The sequence below is a fragment of the Streptomyces sp. NPDC054961 genome, assembly GCF_053609145.1.
The window spans coordinates 12,888-28,775 of sequence record NZ_JBSGWY010000027.1; the positions used below are offsets into that span (position 1 = coordinate 12,888).

16 protein-coding genes and 1 pseudogene are annotated in these 15,888 nt (G+C 72.3%); 5 read left to right on the forward strand and 12 right to left on the reverse strand.

What is annotated here, in order from left to right; all coding sequences use genetic code 11:
- Window positions 1-112 precede the first annotated feature (112 nt).
- Window positions 113-1,816 carry a lytic transglycosylase domain-containing protein gene (locus ACWF9Z_RS23200; RefSeq protein ID WP_453604792.1) on the reverse strand — a complete coding sequence of 568 codons (1,704 nt, stop codon included), beginning with the start codon at window positions 1,814-1,816 and terminating at the stop codon, window positions 113-115.
- A gap of 277 nt (window positions 1,817-2,093) precedes the next feature.
- Between ACWF9Z_RS23200 and ACWF9Z_RS23205 the strand changes: the two genes are divergently transcribed.
- Window positions 2,094-2,894 (forward strand): thioredoxin domain-containing protein, encoded by an 801-nt coding sequence (locus tag ACWF9Z_RS23205; RefSeq protein ID WP_453604794.1) that lies wholly within the window; start codon window positions 2,094-2,096, stop codon window positions 2,892-2,894.
- On the opposite strand, the gene ACWF9Z_RS23210 is transcribed toward ACWF9Z_RS23205, so the two are convergent.
- Entirely contained in the window at window positions 2,887-3,306 is a 420-nt protein-coding gene (locus ACWF9Z_RS23210) for a hypothetical protein (protein WP_453604795.1), read from the reverse strand. The genes ACWF9Z_RS23205 and ACWF9Z_RS23210 overlap by 8 nt on opposite strands.
- A 103-nt stretch (window positions 3,307-3,409) precedes the next feature.
- Window positions 3,410-3,874 (reverse strand): ATP-binding protein, encoded by a 465-nt coding sequence (locus ACWF9Z_RS23215; protein ID WP_453604796.1) that lies wholly within the window; start codon window positions 3,872-3,874, stop codon window positions 3,410-3,412.
- 118 nt (window positions 3,875-3,992) lie between these two features.
- On the opposite strand from ACWF9Z_RS23215, the gene ACWF9Z_RS23220 reads away from it, so the two are divergent.
- On the forward strand, window positions 3,993-4,862 hold the full coding sequence (locus tag ACWF9Z_RS23220) for a helix-turn-helix domain-containing protein (RefSeq protein ID WP_453604798.1): 870 nt from the start codon (window positions 3,993-3,995) through the stop codon (window positions 4,860-4,862).
- Complete coding sequence (locus ACWF9Z_RS23225; protein WP_453604800.1) at window positions 4,859-5,104, forward strand: DUF397 domain-containing protein; 246 nt, start codon at window positions 4,859-4,861, stop codon at window positions 5,102-5,104. The genes ACWF9Z_RS23220 and ACWF9Z_RS23225 overlap by 4 nt, the downstream gene beginning before the upstream one ends.
- A 53-nt stretch (window positions 5,105-5,157) precedes the next feature.
- Here ACWF9Z_RS23225 and ACWF9Z_RS23230 read toward each other — a convergent pair whose 3' ends face one another.
- From ACWF9Z_RS23230 to ACWF9Z_RS23240, 3 genes are all read right to left on the reverse strand, one after another.
- Window positions 5,158-5,490, reverse strand: a complete 333-nt coding sequence (locus tag ACWF9Z_RS23230) for a hypothetical protein (RefSeq protein ID WP_453604801.1) — start codon at window positions 5,488-5,490, stop codon at window positions 5,158-5,160.
- Window positions 5,490-5,978 carry a DUF6232 family protein gene (locus ACWF9Z_RS23235; RefSeq protein ID WP_453604803.1) on the reverse strand — a complete coding sequence of 163 codons (489 nt, stop codon included), beginning with the start codon at window positions 5,976-5,978 and terminating at the stop codon, window positions 5,490-5,492. The genes ACWF9Z_RS23230 and ACWF9Z_RS23235 overlap by 1 nt, the downstream gene beginning before the upstream one ends.
- 194 nt (window positions 5,979-6,172) lie before the next feature.
- The gene (locus ACWF9Z_RS23240; protein ID WP_453604804.1) at window positions 6,173-7,240 is read right to left on the reverse strand and encodes a sodium:calcium antiporter; all 1,068 of its coding nucleotides are present in this window, start codon (window positions 7,238-7,240) and stop codon (window positions 6,173-6,175) included.
- 822 nt (window positions 7,241-8,062) lie between these two features.
- Here ACWF9Z_RS23240 and ACWF9Z_RS23245 point away from each other — a divergent pair.
- Complete coding sequence (locus tag ACWF9Z_RS23245) at window positions 8,063-8,467, forward strand: peptidoglycan-binding domain-containing protein (RefSeq protein WP_453604806.1); 405 nt, start codon at window positions 8,063-8,065, stop codon at window positions 8,465-8,467.
- A 23-nt stretch (window positions 8,468-8,490) separates the two neighbouring features.
- Here ACWF9Z_RS23245 and ACWF9Z_RS23250 read toward each other — a convergent pair whose 3' ends face one another.
- From ACWF9Z_RS23250 to ACWF9Z_RS23260, 3 genes are read right to left on the reverse strand one after another with little or no spacing between them, the layout of a single operon-like run.
- Window positions 8,491-8,679, reverse strand: a complete 189-nt coding sequence (locus ACWF9Z_RS23250) for a hypothetical protein (protein ID WP_453604807.1) — start codon at window positions 8,677-8,679, stop codon at window positions 8,491-8,493.
- 33 nt (window positions 8,680-8,712) lie between these two features.
- The gene (locus ACWF9Z_RS23255) at window positions 8,713-9,117 is read right to left on the reverse strand and encodes a hypothetical protein (RefSeq protein WP_453604809.1); all 405 of its coding nucleotides are present in this window, start codon (window positions 9,115-9,117) and stop codon (window positions 8,713-8,715) included.
- Complete coding sequence (locus ACWF9Z_RS23260; protein WP_453604811.1) at window positions 9,114-9,599, reverse strand: DUF6232 family protein; 486 nt, start codon at window positions 9,597-9,599, stop codon at window positions 9,114-9,116. Before ACWF9Z_RS23260 ends, ACWF9Z_RS23255 begins: the two co-directional genes overlap by 4 nt.
- A 361-nt stretch (window positions 9,600-9,960) precedes the next feature.
- Between ACWF9Z_RS23260 and ACWF9Z_RS23265 the strand changes: the two are divergent.
- Window positions 9,961-10,190 (forward strand): annotated as a pseudogene (locus ACWF9Z_RS23265) (helix-turn-helix domain-containing protein); the annotation flags it as partial.
- Here ACWF9Z_RS23265 and ACWF9Z_RS23270 read toward each other — a convergent pair.
- The 3 genes from ACWF9Z_RS23270 to ACWF9Z_RS23280 all read right to left on the reverse strand — a co-directional run bounded on the left by ACWF9Z_RS23270 (window position 10,187) and on the right by ACWF9Z_RS23280 (window position 15,838).
- Window positions 10,187-13,384, reverse strand: a complete 3,198-nt coding sequence (locus ACWF9Z_RS23270) for a tetratricopeptide repeat protein (protein WP_453604813.1) — start codon at window positions 13,382-13,384, stop codon at window positions 10,187-10,189. The pseudogene ACWF9Z_RS23265 and the gene ACWF9Z_RS23270 overlap by 4 nt on opposite strands.
- Before the next feature lies 1 nt (window position 13,385).
- Window positions 13,386-13,826 (reverse strand): trypco2 family protein, encoded by a 441-nt coding sequence (locus ACWF9Z_RS23275; protein ID WP_453604815.1) that lies wholly within the window; start codon window positions 13,824-13,826, stop codon window positions 13,386-13,388.
- A 248-nt stretch (window positions 13,827-14,074) separates the two neighbouring features.
- A complete protein-coding gene (locus ACWF9Z_RS23280; RefSeq protein WP_453604817.1) occupies window positions 14,075-15,838 on the reverse strand; it encodes an alpha/beta hydrolase in 1,764 nt (587 codons plus the stop codon).
- Between the last annotated feature and the right edge of the window lie 50 nt (window positions 15,839-15,888).

Sequence of the window (15,888 nt, forward strand, 5' to 3'; positions counted from 1 at the left end):
CCACAGTCAGAGCGCGACACACCCCCCGCGCCCCACCTCCCGCGCCCCCGCGGGGGAGCCCGCGGGCGCCAGAGGCGGGGCGTCGAACAACCCCCCCCCCCCCCCCCCGGGGCTATGCCGCCGGGGTGATGGTGATGTCCAGGGTGAGGAGCACCTTTTCCGAGATGCGGACGCGGAGGGTGTACTTGCCCGGGGTCACGCCCGTCGTCACCAGCTCCGGGAGGGCGATCTTTCCGTCCGTTCCCGTCGGCGCGAGCGCCAGCTCCGTGAGCTTCTTGCCGTCCTTGTCCAGGAAGTACGGCGTCGTGCCCGCCTTCGCCGGGTCCGCCGGGACCCACGCGCCGTCCTTGTCCGTCGTGCCGACCGACGCCGTGGCCTTCGCCCCGGCGACCGGTGCGCCCTTCGCCGTCGCGAGGAACTCGATGCCCGTGATCTTGGCTCCGGCCACCGCTTCCGGCGGCTTCGACGCGTTCGCGTCGCTGCGCACCAGCAGGTCCGCCTCCGGGGCCGGCTCCGGCTTCGCCGGGGTGACCGTGCCCGTGAACTTCACGCTGACCTCGCGCGAGGAGTCGTAGCCCGAGGCGCGCAGCACGAACGTGCCGGCCTTGGCTCCCGCCTTCAGCGCGGGCATGGTCACCAGGCCGTTCGCGTCCGTGCGCAGGACCGCGAAGTTCTTGCCGTCGGCCACGAAGACGGTCCCGCCGGTGCCGTCCTCGTCGACCGACAGCACCACGATCTGGTCGGCGGCCGGCTTGCCGTCGCTGAGGACCGCCTTGACCTGCGGGGCCTGCGCGAACGCGGCCCCCGCCTCGGCCTTGAGCTCGGTGGCGCCGACCGCCTCCAGGCGGTCCAGGTGCGGGGCGGCCGGAGGCGTCACGGGCGGGGTGACCGGCGGAGTGACCGGCGGCGTCACGGGCGGCGTCGTCACCGGAGGGGTGGTGACGGGCGGAGTGACCGGGGGCGTGGTCACCGGAGGCCGGTAGACCGGCGGCGTCGGCAGGACCGGCGGGTTCGGGGTCGGGTAGTTCCCGGCCGGCGGGTTCGGGACCCCGACGACGCCGTCCCCGGCCTGGTACTGCCGCATGTACCCGAGCACGGTGTTCACGTACTCGCGCGAGCTGTTGTAGCTGAGGATCGCCTTGTCGAGCTGCGCCGCGTCGGAGAGGTTCCGGCCGCCCGCGCACAGGTAGAGCCCGGCGCCCAGGGAGGCGTCGTAGATGTTGTTCGGGTCGCGCTTGGCGTCGCCGTTGCCGTCGGCGCCCCAGGTGGTCCACGTGGAGGGGATGAACTGCATGGGGCCGACCGCGCGGTCGTACACCGCGTCCGCGTCCCACTCGCCCTTGTCGGTGTCGCGGATCTCGGCGAAGCCGTTGCCGTCCAGGCGCGGGCCGCGGATCGGCTTCTCGGTGTACCCGTCCGTCTTGAGCCCGTAGCCGGAGGCGTGCACGGACTCCGTCCGGCCTATGCCCGCCAGCAGCTGCCAGGGCAGGTGGCACCCGGGGAGCGCGGCGGCCACGGAGATCTCGGCCCGCTTGTACGCGTCGAGCGCGGTCGCGGGTATGCCGCTGACCGCCCCTTCGGGGCTGGTCGCGCCCGGCGGCGGGGCCGGGTCCGCGAGCAGGTCGGGCAGGTCCAGCCGTGCGTCACCGCGGTCTTCGGCCTGGGGACTGTCCGGCGTCGGTTCGGCCTCCCCCGCACCCGCGATCGGCGAGGTCACGACCGCGGCGGTGGTCAGGCTGGCCGCCAGAGCGGCGGTGCACACGACCTTGCGCGAGGTGTTGACGAGGTGACGGTGAAGTGGCTTCAGTGGCTTCACGGTGCGGCAGATCCCCCCAAGGCGGCCGATCGGGGCCACCGTAAAACGGCTACACATCCAGGTACGCGTACGACTGCGTGTACGACCGGTCGGGCCGTGGATGTTAACTGTCTATCAGGTCACACGGCGCGACTCACCGTCCCCCCTCGAGATGTGGCACACCATTCGTCTCGACTTCACCGGTTCCTTGGCCCGATATGAACCAGGGCCTTAAGTCCCTGACCGATACATCCCAATGGCCCGTGTTGACCGCCCTGCGGTTCTTTAGGCTGATGTGATGGCAACCAGCAAGAAGGACCAGCGGCGTGAGGCCCGCGACCGGCTCCGGGTGGAGCGCGAGGCGCAGGCCCGGCGGGCGAAGCTGCGCCGGCGCGTGCTCGTCGGCGGCGCGCTGGTCGCCGTACTGGCCGTCGCCGTCGGCATCGGCGCCTACGCGGCCTCGGGCTCGGGCGCGGGCGACGAGGCCGCGGGCAAGCCGTTCGTCCGGCCGGCCCACACCACCGGCGAGGACGGGATCGTGATCCCGTACGGCAAGGCCGACGCGAAGAACGTCCTGTCCATCTGGATCGACCCCCGCTGCCCCTACTGCGCGGGCGTGGAGATCGGCCTCGGCAAGACCATCAAGGAGCAGGCGGACGCGGGCACCTACCGCGTCGAGTACCACTTCGCCACGTTCCTGGACCAGGCACTGGGCGGCGGCAAGGGATCCAAGCGCGCGGTCAACGCCCTGGGCGCGGCGGTGAACGAGAGCCCGGAGAAGTTCATGGAGTACCTCCAGGTCCTCTACACGAACCACCCGGAGAAGGAGACCGACGACAAGTACGGCTCCACCGCCACCCTGCTGGAGTTCGCGGACCAGGTCCCGGGCCTGCGGACGCCCGCCTTCGACGAGGCCGTCAGGGAACTGACCTACATGCCGTGGGTCGAGAAGGTCGGCCAGGCCTTCTCCGACCAGAACATGCGGGGCACTCCGGACGTCTCCGTCAACGGCACCAAGCTCACGGTCAACACCGGCAACGGGATCGACTCGATCACCCCGGACGCCTTCAAGCAGCTGGTCGCGGAGAACCTCAGGTAGCGGCCGGTCCGGCCGGTTCCCCGGCCGGGAAGGCGTCCCCGCACTCGGCGCAGTGGCGGGGAGCCCCGGCGGCGACCGCGGCCGCGCGGTCGACCGCCTCCCGGGCCCGCTGCCGGTCCCGGTGGTCACCGCGGACGACGGCGATCGTGGCGGCGAGGACGAGCAGCGCGACGACGGCCCCGACCGGCGTGAGCCACGGCCGGTCCAGGGCCTCGGCGTAGTGCTGGCCGGCGGCCGCGGCCATGACGGCCATCACGACGCCCTCGAGGAAGTGCAGGCACCCGTTGCCGTCGGGGACCTCGGGGACCACCGCTCCGGTGTCCTCCGCCCCGCACCACGGACACACGGGCCGGCCGTCCGGCCCTTCGGCCGCTCCGCCGTCGCCCGCCGCGCTCCCCACCCCGTTCGTCATGTCCCCATCATGGCCGTCCCCTTGGCTGCGCACGTCGACGGGTGCGCCGTGCGGGCGAACCGGCGGCAGGGCGGGCGGCCGGGCGGCCCGACCCGCGAGGCGGTCACAGGAACGCCCACACCGTCTTCCCCGGCCCGCCCGGACCGCGCGGGGCGACGCCCCACTCCCGCGCCACGGCCTGTACGAGCGCCAGCCCGCGCCCTCCCTCCGCCGACCAGCCGTCGACGCCCGGCCGCGTCTCCGGGAGCGTCTCCGGCGGCACCTTGTCGCCCCGGGCGTCGCTCACCTCCACCCGGACCCGCAGCCCGTCGTAGGCGATCCGGATCTCGAAGTCCCGTCCGGGCACCCGCCCGTGGAGGACTGCGTTCGCGGCCAGCTCCCCGACCACGAGCTCGACGTCCTCCGCGAGCGAGCAGCCGTGCGGGATCCCCCAGGCGGCCAGCTGCACCCCGGCGAGCCGCCGGGCGAGCCGGGCGCCGCGCGGGGTGGCGGAGAGGAGCATCCGGCACTCGGGGTGTTCGACGAGGCCGGAGACCTCGTGCGCCATGTCACTGAATTCGGTCGTCACCTCACCGAGCGTGTCCGGTTCGCCGTAGGCTTTCCAGGAACGGCGGTGCTACGGGCGATGCCCGTAGGGCCGGCGGCGGTTGCGTGTACGGCCTGTACGGACGAGGGCGGTTCAGCGTATGAACGACCTGTCGGAGCGCGAAGAGGAGCCGGAACGGCCCGTGGAGGTCGACGGCACGGCTTATCTCTTCAAGGCGCTCGGCAAGATCATCAAGGTGCTGCGGGAGCGGGCGGGCCTGCAACAGAAGGAGCTCGCCTCGCTGGTGCACGTCGGCGAGGACCTCGTGTCCTCGATCGAGCGGGGCGTAAGGACACCACAGCCGGACTTCTTGGAGAACGTGGACCGGGCGCTGGAGGCCGGGGGCGTCCTGATCGCGGCGGTCCCGGACGTGAGGGAGGCGCTGAAGCGGGCGCGGACACGGCATCCGGACTGGTTCCGGAAGTTCGCGGACGCGGAGGCCAACTCCGTGGCACTGCACTACTACGCCGTGCAGGCCATACCGGGACTGCTCCAGACGGAGGCGTACGCACGCGCCCTGTTCAGGCACCGCCGTCCGGTACTCGACGAAGAGACCATCGAGAGGCGGGTGACTGACCGGCTCGCTCGCCAGGTGATCCTGGAGAGGTGGCCCGCGCCCACGTTCAGCTTCGTGCTGGAACAGTCCATCCTGCTGCGCCCGACCGGCGGCAAGGACGTTCACCGTGCGCAGCTGTGCCGATTGCTGGACGTGGGCCGCCTGCGCACGGTCCAGCTCCAGGTGATGCCAATGGAACGCGAGGAACACCCCGCCCTGGACAGTGCGTTCACTCTCCTACGCCCCAAGGGGCGCAACGAGGTCGCTTACACCGAGAGCTACGGTCACGCGAACCTCATCACCGATCCCGAACAGGTGAGGGTCTACAGCGAGCGCTATGGGATCATCCGGGCACAGGCGCTCACGCCCCACGAGTCCCTTGCCCTGATCGAGAAGATGCTGGGAGAACGATGAACACCACGGACCTGGCCTGGTTCAAGAGCAGTTACAGCTCCGGCGAGGGCGGCGAGTGCCTCGAAGTCGCCTTCGACTGGCACAAGTCCAGCTACAGCTCCGGCGAGGGCGGTAACTGCGTCGAGGTCGCCGGATGCGCCGACGCCGTCCACATCCGGGACTCCAAGGTCCAGGCGGGCCCGCAGCTCGCCGTGGCCCCCGCCACCTGGGCCGCGTTCCTCGGCGGAGTCACCACGGCTTAGCGAAACAGGGGGCCGCCCGACGCGGCCCCCTGTTTTCCACTTCCGCTTCCGCTTCAGCCCAGCAGTGCCCTGACCGCACTGATCACGGGAATTCCGGCGTCGCCGATGAGCGCCGCGGCTCCGGAGAAGATCCGGAGCAGTCGCTGGAATTTTTCCTCGGGCGGATTCGAACTGATTTCTTCGACCGCCGCGTCCACGTCCGCCAGGTCACTCGCGCCCAGGTGCTGCCTCATCTCCTGGACTTCCGCGAGGAGCTTTTCGACGGCCGACGCGTCCGGCGCCGCTCCTCCGCCGTACTTGCCTCCGGCCACGATGTCCCCGGAGCCCGTGTGCGAGGCCTTGCCGATGCTCCCGGCCCCGTGCTGCGTGTAGCTGTCGCCCTCCATCAGCGACCACCTCCCCTGATGTCGCCGGAACCGCTGTGCTCGGCGATGCCGATGCTCCCGGCTCCGTACTGCTTGATCTGGTCGCCCATCACGGCTTCCTTGATGTTGATGGTCACCGGTCCCGAGTCCGGGCGCCCGATGGCCTTCGTGATCTCGAAGACGAGGTTCTCGATCTCACTGTGATCCAGGGACCACACGGCATCGCGCTGGGTGCCGGAGGTGTTGAGGACCAGGCCGTACACCGGGGGCCGGCTGATCACCTGGACGAGCTGCCAGATCAGCAGGCCGAGGACGGCGACCGTCAGGACCGCGGCGAAGTTCCCGAAGATGGCCGTCGCGATCATGCCGACGACCAGGCAGATCAGAGCCCGGCGGATGAACTGCTTCCAGGCCGCGCTCTTGTTGACCTCCAATACGCGCTGTCCGACGTGGGAGATGTTGCGCAGCGGGTAGGCCTCACCGTCGACCCACAGCACGCCCTCTTGCACACGGACTTGGACCGTCGCATTACTAGACGCCATATTTCGCCCCCCTGGCTCTTTTTGGCGCTGACGGCTCGAAGTGTAGGGCGGGTCCGACCGACCCCGTAGGGATTGGGCTATTTCGACGTAGTCATGATCCATTTACCATTCCGCTTGACGCGGGCAGCAACGGAATGCGCGTTTCCCGTGGTGGGGCGCCCTCAGGCCAGGAGGGGAATGAGGCCGAGGGCGAAGACGCCGTAGAACCCGGCCGCGACGGCCAGGCGGGCCGGGGTGAGCTTGTGGGCGCGCATCGTCAGCAGGAGGTAGGCGATCGCCGCCATGGTGACGACGCCGGACCACAGCAGGGCACCGTCGAAGTGCCACGTGGTGAACAGCAGGCCGATGCCGCTGGGGACGGTGGCCTGGATCATCATGGAGCCCGAGATGTTGGCCAGGGCCAGCTTGGTCTTGCCCTGGCGGACCCAGATGACCGCGTTCATGATCTCCGGGAGCTCGGTGGCGATCGGCGAGAGCAGCAGCGCGGTCACGGTGGCGGACAGGCCGAGCATGGGGCCGATGACGTCGAGCTGCTTCACGAAGAAGTGCGCGGCGAAGAAGATCACCACGAGGGTGGCCAGGGTCTGCGCGACGACGGCCCAGGTGGCCGGGGAGGTCTTCCCGGGCTGGAACTTCAGCGGCTCCAGCTCCTCCGCGTCCTCATCCGCGTTGTCCTCGGCAGCCTTGCTGCTGCGGATCTCGCGCCAGAAGTACACCGCGTAGGCGGCGAAGAACAGCAGGCCGAGGGCGGGCTTGAAGGCGAAGGCGACCAGGCCGAGCGCGACCTTGACGATGAAGATCGCCAGGAACCACTTCTGGTCCTTGGCCAGCCGCTTCATGTCCCCGGCGTCGCCCAGGGTCTCACCGCCCGGCGGTGAGACCGCGGCGCGGGGGCCGCCGGCCATGACGAGGACGGCGGCGCGCTCCTTGCGGCGTTTGAGGAGCAGCATGGTGCCGGTGACGCCGTAGGCGACCGTGGCCAGGGCGAGGGGGCCGCCCATCGCGGCGCCCACACCGATGTTCTTGGCTTCGTCGGTAGCGCCGGTGGTCACCGCGACCAGCGTCACCACGGACTCCGGGAGAGCGGTGCCGAAGGCGGCCAGGATCGTGCCGACCGCCATCTTCCCGACGTTGAGGCGCTCACCCAGCCACTCCACCGCGTTGACGAACCACTCGCAGGAGAGGTAGATCGCCACAGCGCAGACGATGAGCAGTACGAAATGGATCACGGGACTCGTCCAGCCTTCCCGCACCGGCAGGGGCCGAAGGGCGGGCGGCGCGAGGGGCGGCGGCACGACTTCGACCCCGCCGACGCGCACAAAATGTCGTCGACAAAGGGCCGAAGGTCTCGCCCGCCCGCAGTCTCACTCGACGACTCCGGGCCCGGCCACCGGGAACCCGGGGGTTCCAGTGTGTCGACGACCGGTATTTCGGGGCTACTCCCCTTCGCAGCCCTCCATATTACACAGCCAGGGCGCCGCCGGCTTCATGGGGCTTGCCCGTGATCGCGTGACGAGTCAGGAGACGAAGTCCTTGTCCGCCGCTTCCCGTACCACTCCTCGATCTCGGACGCACAGCTTCCACCGGGCGTTCCGGCGCTGGACGGGCACGACGCCGGGGGCGTACCGGATCACGTCGGGCGGCTAGGGCGTGGGTCATCGCCCAGCAGACGCGGGAGGTCGGGGAGGCCGGGGAGGCCGGGTGGTGCTCGTCGTCGCGAACCAGGCGCAGTTCGGATGCTCATGCATGTCTGAAGGCGTAATCTGGATTCGTCGGCTGCGGAGACCCACAGCGTCAGGCGTTGTGCAGGGCAAGGGCCGGACTCGCCTAGAGCTTTGCTCTCGGACACCCGGGCCACCGGACAGCGCATCCCATAGTGCAGTGCATCGACTGCAATTCGGCGTGAGTGAAGACCGCTGTTTATCGCGTGATTTCACATTTCCCGCACGTCAAGCTGGTGAGAGCAACCTGGCGAGGTCTTTCCGTCGCGCCGTCCCTCACGTACGACGGTCGGATATCGCAGCACGGCGACGCCCTTGGAGGTGATGAACATGCGACACCTGTTCACTACTGCGGCCCTCGTGGTCCCTCTCGTCTTTGCGGGAGGCACGGCCGTCGCGGTACCTGAGAGCGCCTCGTCTGCGACCAGCGCGACGATCGAAGCCCAGGCGCATCATGTGGCGACGACGAAAGCAGTGGACGTCTGTCACTACACCATCAACCGTCCCACACTCAAGCTCGGCTCCTCAGGAAGGGCAGTCCAACAGGCCCAGTGCTATCTGAACCGGGCCATGACAGGCACAGGCCTGGCCGAAGACGGGAGGTTCGGCCCGGTCACCGACGCGGCGACGAGGCGGTTCCAGGCTTGCGCCCACATTGTCGTGGACGGACTCATCGGAGCTCAGACGTGGTCGTCTCTCGTCTTCTGGGCCAACGGGTCGGATTTCGTTTGCTGATCGCCGGCGTCACGGAACCGGCGTCACGGAACCCGGAAGATCCTGTCGCGCACACGCTGTGGACGCGGGTGCGGGGCACACCCTTCGCCGGCCTGCCGCCCGATGGCGGCAAGGATCTCGCCATAGCCGGGCGGCAGCGGCTCGGGCGGTGGTGTGCCGTCTTCGGCGGCCAGTTCCGGCATGGTCTCGCGCGTGATCGTGTGGTGCGCCAAGGCATGCTCGGTGGCAGCGAGTTGGGGGCGGGGTCAGCCGGCCCCGCCCAGGAGGCGCAGGATCGCGTTCACCGCCGCGAGGATCGGGACCCCGATCTCACCGGCGACCGCCGCGATGCCCGCGACCGCCATCAGCGCGCTGTGCCGCCTCTCCTCGAAGTCCCCCTCGGCGGCGGCCGTCTCCTCCGCGGGACCGGACGCGATCGCGGGGAGGTTGCGGTCGATGCTCCGCGCGCTCGCCGGTTCGACCTGGGCGCGCAGCTCCAGCAGCATCCGCCGGAGCGCCTCGATCTGCCCGTCCAGAGCCGGTGTGGCCGACGGGGAGACGTTCGGGGAATGGTTCTTGACGATGCCGATGTTGTGCGACCCGTTGACGGTGACGTTGTCTCCGAAGTGGTGGTACGTGCCCGCGCCGTCGCCGTTCCCGTCCCTCGTCACTTCATCACCCCGATGTTGCCGGAGCCGCTGATGTTCGCGGTGTCACCGTTGTGGACGTACTGCCCGATGTTCACGGCCGGGCGCAGCACGTACGCCGAGAACTCCGTCGCCGTCGGGTGTTCGATGACGTCGACGATGCGCGCGACCAGCCTGCGCAGCTCGTCGCGGTCCGCCAGCGTCACCACGGCCGCGGGCGCACCGGAGGTCTCCACGCCCATGACGTGCAGGTCCGGCCGGGTCAGCCGGTGCACGAGGCGCGTGGCGAGGAAGAACGCCACCACGATGATCGCGATCATGCCGGCTCCGCTGCTGTCGGAAGTGGCCAGGAAGAAGAGCACGGCCATCACGAGCATGGACAGCGCGAACTCGCCCAGCGCCTGACCGCGGTTGGGCTTGAGCACGTAGGTCCGCACCCGGACGACGTTGTGCAGCGGATAGACCGCCTCCCCCACCCACAGCAGGCGCGCGCTGACCCGCAGCACGATGCCGGATTCCCCGAAATCCTGCCGCTGGTGCAGTGCCGGGATCGGTGCCGGGGCCGGTGCCGGCAGCGGTGGCGGCATCCAGGACGGCGGCACGGGTGGCTGAGAAGGTAACTGCGGTGGCGTCGGCGGTGGCGTCGGCGGCGGTGCGACTTCGTTGGATTCCATGACTCCCCCGTGTGTCCGTTTCCCCGTGTCCCCGTGTCCCCCGCGTCGTGTGTTCCCTGCCCGCGGAGCGCGGGGTGGCTCGGAGACCATTAAGCACACCAAGTGGCTGACAAGTAAGCAGTGATAATGCGCCAACTCACCGCAGGATCAACGGGATTGAGCCTGAACAGGAACCCACGGCGTATCCGGCCGGTCCGCGGCCCCGCTGCGCGGGCGGCTGCGGGAGGAGGGCACGTCCTTCCAGGAGCTGAAGGACCACGTCCGGCGGGACGCGGCGATCGCGGGGCTGGCGGAGAGCGGCGAGCCGATCGCGGAGCTCGCGGCCCGCGGCTGGGCTTCTCGGAGGACGCCGCCTTCCACCGGGCGTTCCGGCGCTGGACGGGCACGACGCCGGGGGCGTACCGGATCGCGGCGGGCGGCTAGGGGGTGTGGTCGGCGGTGGGGGCCGGGAGCTCGCGCAGGGCTGCGAGGTGGGTCCGGGCCTCGACGGTGTCCGGGTGGTCGGCGCCCGACAGCCGCATGTAACTCGCCACCACCTCCTCCTGGAGCGAGATGGCCTCCGCGAGGCGGCCCGCCCGCTGGTAGGAGACGGCCAGGTTGGCCCTGGCGATGAGGGTGTGCGGATGGTCCTCGCCCGACACGCGCAGCCGGGCGGCGAGGACCCCCTCCTCGATGGCCGCGGCCTCCTCGGGGCGGCCCAGGGCGAGGTAGGAGGCCGCCACGTTGCCGCGTGCGGTGAGGGTGGCGGGGTGGTCCTCCCCCAGTAGGTGCCTGCTCTCGTCCAGGATCTTCTCCTCGAGGGCGACGGCCTCCGCGAGGCGGCCCACCTGCTGATAGGTGAGGGCGAGACTGATGCGGGCGTTGAGGGTGTCCCGGGGGGCGCCCCGCAGCCGCTCGCGGTCGGCCAGGACCTGCTCCTGGAGGGCGATCGCCTCGGCGGTGCGGCCCGCCTTGCGGTAGGCGATCGCGAGGTTCCCGCGGTCCGCCAGGGTGTTGGGGTGCTCGGGGCCCAGGATCCGCGGGCTGTCCCGCACCACGCGCTCCAGCAAGGTGACGGCCTCGGCGACCCGCCCCGAATCGCGGTAGAAGACCGCGAGGTTGCTCCGGGCCGTGAGGACGTCGGGGTGGTCTTCCCCCAGCACGCGCGTAAGGGCGGCGAGCACCCCCTCCCCCATCTCGATGGCCTCCGCGACGCGGCCCGCCCGCTGGTAGGCGAAGGCGAGGTTCAACCGGTCCGTCAGCGCGGCCGGGTCATCCTCCCCCAGGTGCCGCCGGCCGTACGCCACCACGCGCTCTTGCAGGGCGACGGCTTCGGCGAGGCGCTCCGCCTGCCGGTAGGACACGGCCAGGTTGCCGCGGATCAGCAAGGTGTCGGCGTGGTCGTCCCCGAGCAGCCGCTCGCGGTCGGCCAGCACTCCCTCTTCGATCTCGATGGCCTCGGCCGTACGCCCCGTCAGCGAGAGGGCCACGGCGAGGTTCGCCCGGCAGGTGAGGGTGTCGCAGTGGTCGTCCCCCAGCAGCCGTTGGGATTCCGCGGCCATGTCCTTCCAGAACGCGGTGGCGGCGGCACCGAGCCCGGCGTCGAGGAGGCTGACGCCGGCGCGGGAGAGGACCGGGTGCCCGTCGGGCTGCCACAGGTGGTCCCGGGCGTGGTCCGCCAGGACGTCGGTGCTGGCGCGCAGGGAGGCGGCGAGTTCCCTGTGGGGCTGGTCCACCTCGGGCCAGGCCGCGAGCAGCGCGTCCGCGGCCGCCCGCGCCAGGAGGGGGACGTCGGTGCCGGGCGTGCTCTCGCGTACGGCGCGTGCGGTGAGGGCGTGGACGCGGACGGCCCGGGGTTCCGCGCGGGTGTCACAGACGATCAGCGCGTACCGGTGCAGCAGGCGCAGCGCCGCATGGGCCCGGTCGGCGCTCGCCCGCCGCGGCTCCTCGTCACCGGTTCCGCGGGCGCGGCGCGAGGTGAGGAGGTCGAGGAGGTCGAGGAGCGGCGGGAGCGTCCACAGGGCGTGGGGATGGCCGGCGGGATCGAGGAGGGCGGCGACGCGCAGGACCGTGACGGCGTGTCCGGCGGGGTCCACCGCCTCGACCGCGTCGAGGGAGAGCAGCAGGGCCGCCGTGATGCGGCGTCCGTAGCCCTCGGTGTCGGCGCTCGTCGGCAGCACCTGTTCCAGCTGCGTCCGGCGGTCGGCGTACAGCGCCAGGTACGCGGTGCACGCCAGCTCCTCGTTGATCAGGAAGGCGGCCGCGTAGCCCAGCGCGAGAGGAAGCCTGCCCAGGGCCTCGACGAGGCCGGGGACCCGGTCGTCCAGGAGGTGGTCCATGCCGTCGTCGCCCAGGCGGGAACGGACGTAGGCCTCGGCCTCGTCGGGCCCGTAGACGTCCACGTCGACGCGGGTGCGCCCGCCGCCGGTCAGCCGGGCGTCCTTCAGCCGGGTCGTGACGAGGACCCGGCCCGTCCCCGTCCGGCTGGCCGGCCACCAGCGGTCGAGGGCGGCGGGATCGGTGACGTCGTCGAGGACCACCAGCCAGCGCCGCGCGGTGGTCGCGAGCCAGTCCAGCAGCGTGCGCGCGTCGGCCTCGTGGTCCGCGCCGCTCGCGCCGGGCAGGCGCAGGCGTACGGCGGCCTGCGCGTACTGGGTGACGACCCCCTGGGGTTCGGTCGCCGTGGCCCACACCACCAGGTCCGCGCCCCCTTTCAGCGCGTCGGTGGCGAAGGCGGCGGCCAGCTGGGTCTTGCCCACTCCGCCACCGCCGCGCAGGACCTGGGTCAGCGCCGCCGGGCCACCGCGCGCCCGGGCCGCGTCGATGCGCTCGCGCAGGCCGCTGCGCGGCTGGAAGGAGGAGGCCAGGTTCGGTACCGGCCCCACTTCCACCGGCCACGCGGGCGCCGCCGCGTCCCCGTCCCCCGCGCCCGGCGCGTCCTCCTCCCGGCGGGCGCTCACGTCGTCCACCGTGCCGGTGGTGCCGGGGTGCCCGTGGCGGCTGATGAGATCGACGAACCCGGGAAGGCTCAGCGCCTCGTGCAGGGGCACGGCGTGCAAGCGCCGCCACTCCATGGCCCGGTCGTCCTCGACCGCCACTCCCACCAGCCGGCCCCGGCAGAACACCGCCGACCCGGAAGCGCCCGCCCACGGACGCGTCGCGTCGGACCCGGAGCCCGGCCACACGGGGCAGTCCAGCACCCAGCCGGAGGACGCCGTCGAGACCACGGGCAGCTCCCCCCGCAGGTACTCGGCCTGGGCCCCGCTCCCCCGTACCGAGGCGAAGGCGGGGAAGCCGCCGCCCTCGAAGGGCACCGGCACGACGCCGCGGGGCTGCCCCCAGCGCACGGGCCCCCCGGGAGTCTCCACCGGCTCGTCGAGCCACAGCAGCGCCACGTCCAGGGCGTCGTCGGCGGGGACCCCCTGCCGGGTGTCGGGCCAGCACACGCGCGCCCGTCTCTCGACGGGGGCCGGGCCGTAGCGGGGGTGCCCGACCCTGGCCGTCACCTTCGTCACCCACCGGCCCCCGTCGAGCACCACGTGCAGGGCGGTCAGGACGAGCTGCGGACCGACGAGGTAGCCCGAGCCCGACCCGCTCGGTCCGCCGGTGCGCACGAGGACCAGCCGTTCCGGGTCCACGTCACGACTCCCAGGGCCGCGGCTCCGGGGCCGGGGCCGGGGCCGAATCTGGGGCCGGGGCCGGGGCCCGCCCGGGCGCCGGGGCCGCGGGGGGCGGTCCCGGTGTCGCGTTGGGGGCGGCGTCCGCGCCGTCCAGACCGCCGTCGGGACGGCGGATCCGGACCCGCTCCCCGCCCCGCGCTTCGTCGCGCACCTGGAGCCGCAGGGTGACCACTTGCCGCCGCGTACTGCCCCGCCCCCCGCCGGCCTCCACCCCCACCTGGGCCCCCGGCAGGCCGACCTCGACCTTCACCCCGCCGTTCCCGTCGCGCCGGAACTCCACCTCCAGCGACAGTTCGACCTCTTCGACCTCGAACTTGAACTGTTCCAGGGCCCCTTCCTCCTGCGCCACGTACAACTCGCTCCGCAGTTCTGCCAGTGCCTCGGCCAGCGAGATCCCCACGGATCGCCCCCTCTCGTCCGGTGCGCCGGCTCGAGCGGGCGCCACCGTCCAGCTTGACCCAACCACCAGTCTCCGTGGGACAGTTCGGCGCATTCGGGCGGGCCGTCCGGGCAGGTGCGGCGGCCGGGGCTTCCGGTCGCGAGTATCCGACCGCGAGCCGGATGCGCCTGGCTCCGCCCGGCCGCCCCGCCCGGCCGCCTGGCCGCCCCGCTGCCCCGCTGCCCCGCCGCCCCGCCGCCGACCGTCCCTCACTCGCCGGCGGGGCAGGAGCGCGTACCGGACGGCAGCCGGCCGTCGATGAGGAAGTGGTCCACGTACCCGCGCACACAGGGCGAGGACGTGTAGCCGGTGTGGCCCTCGCCCTTGTAGTCCAGGACCACGGCGTTGCCGAGCCGCTGCGCCGTCTCCTCCGTCCACTCGTACGGCGTCGCCGGGTCGCCGCGGGTACCGACGAGCAGCATGCGCGGGATCCCGGCCGGGTGGTCGATCCTGCGGATGAAATCGGTGCCGGCCGGGCGCCCGTAGCAGGCCAGGACCGTCATCAGCTGGCGTGGCCCGAAGACCGGCGAGGCCGCCCGGAAGACCGGCGCGAGCGCCTCGATCTCCCGCGCGACGGCCGCCGGGGACGCCTTGTCGTCGCCGCGGTCGGGGTCATCGGCGCAATTCACGGCGACGAGCGCGGCGCGGGCGTTGTCTTCGGGCACCTCGGTGCCGGTGAGGTCCCGCCGCTCCTCGGGGGGCGGTTCGGCCGGGCCGCCGAGCCGCATCAGGCCCACCGGGTCGCGGTGTTCCTCGACGCGTGCGAGCGCGTCCGCGAGGGCGGGCCACATCTTCGGCGAGTACAGGGCCACGCCGATCGCCCCGACCACGTCCTGCCCGGTGAAACTCGTGCCGCCACCGCCACCGCCGGTCAGCGGCTCCGCGTCGAGGCGGGTGACCAGGTCCCGGACCTTCTCCTTGGCGGTACGGGTGTTCGTGCCGTAGACGCAGCCCGGCCGGTGCGCGCACCAGCCGAGGAAGTTGTCCAGGGCCCGCTGCTGGCCGGCCGCCGACACGAGCGCCTGCTCGGTGAGCGGCTCGCTGAGGGTGTCGACCCCGTCGAGGACCATCCGGCCGGTGTGCTGCGGGAAGAGGGCGGCGTAGACCGCGCCGAGGCGGGTCCCGTAGGAGAAGCCGAGGAAGTCGAGCTCGTCCTCGCCGAGGGCCTCGCGGACGAGGTCCATGTCGCGGGCCACGTTGACGGTACCGATGTACGGGAGCACCGGGCCGGAATCGCGCGCGCAGCGCGCGGCCGCGGCGCGGAGGGCGGCGAGCTGGCCGGCGGGGGTGTCGTCGGCGGGGCCGTTGCCGCCCGGGGGGTCCTCGCGGGCGGCGGGGTCCTCGCGGGCGGCGGGGTCCTCGCGGGCGGCGGGGTCCTCGCGGGCGGCGGTGGCGACCCCGGGGGCGGCGCCTCCCGACACGCCACCGCCGCCACCACCGCCACTACGACCGCCCCCACTACCGCCACCGCCGCAGGTCACGGGCTCGCTGAGGCCGACGCCGCGGGGGTCGAAGGCGACGAGGTCGTAGCGCTTGTTGAGCTCCGCGAAGGCGTTGGGGTCGGCGGCGAGGGTGGCGATCCCGGGGGCTCCGGGTCCCCCGAAGTTCAGCACGAGGGACCCGATCCGCCGGTCGGGAGGCCCCGTGGCGGGGAGGCGGGCCAGGGCGACCTCGATGGTGGCCCTGGCCGTCTTCGCCGCCTTGGCCGTCTTCGCCGGGGCAGCCGGGTCGAGCGGGACGCGGAGCGTTCCGCAGCGGAGGGCGTCGGGGGCGGGGACCGGCCGGTCGGGGCAGGCTCCCCAGCGGATGGCCGGGCCGGCGGGGGCGGGAGCGGGAGCGGGGATCGGCGCGGCGGCCAGCGTTCCGAGCAGCAGCAGGGCGGCGGCGGACCCGCCGACGGCTATCCGCGGACGCGCACCGCGGCGCGGCCGGGACCGGAGCCGTACGCGGCTGCGGGAACGGGAACGGCGCACTGCACCCTCCTCGGGCGACCCCCCGAACCGGTCAGCCCACCATAAACGCC

Coding starts and splice junctions, on each gene's coding strand:
- ACWF9Z_RS23230 (WP_453604801.1), bottom strand. CDS start 5,490: ATGGAGGGCGACAGCTACACGCAGCACGGGGCCGGGAGCATCGGCAAG.
- ACWF9Z_RS23210 (WP_453604795.1), bottom strand. CDS start 3,306: ATGACGAACGGGGTGGGGAGCGCGGCGGGCGACGGCGGAGCGGCCGAA.
- ACWF9Z_RS23220 (WP_453604798.1), top strand. CDS start 3,993: ATGAACGACCTGTCGGAGCGCGAAGAGGAGCCGGAACGGCCCGTGGAG.
- ACWF9Z_RS23245 (WP_453604806.1), top strand. CDS start 8,063: ATGCGACACCTGTTCACTACTGCGGCCCTCGTGGTCCCTCTCGTCTTT.
- ACWF9Z_RS23205 (WP_453604794.1), top strand. CDS start 2,094: ATGGCAACCAGCAAGAAGGACCAGCGGCGTGAGGCCCGCGACCGGCTC.
- ACWF9Z_RS23225 (WP_453604800.1), top strand. CDS start 4,859: ATGAACACCACGGACCTGGCCTGGTTCAAGAGCAGTTACAGCTCCGGC.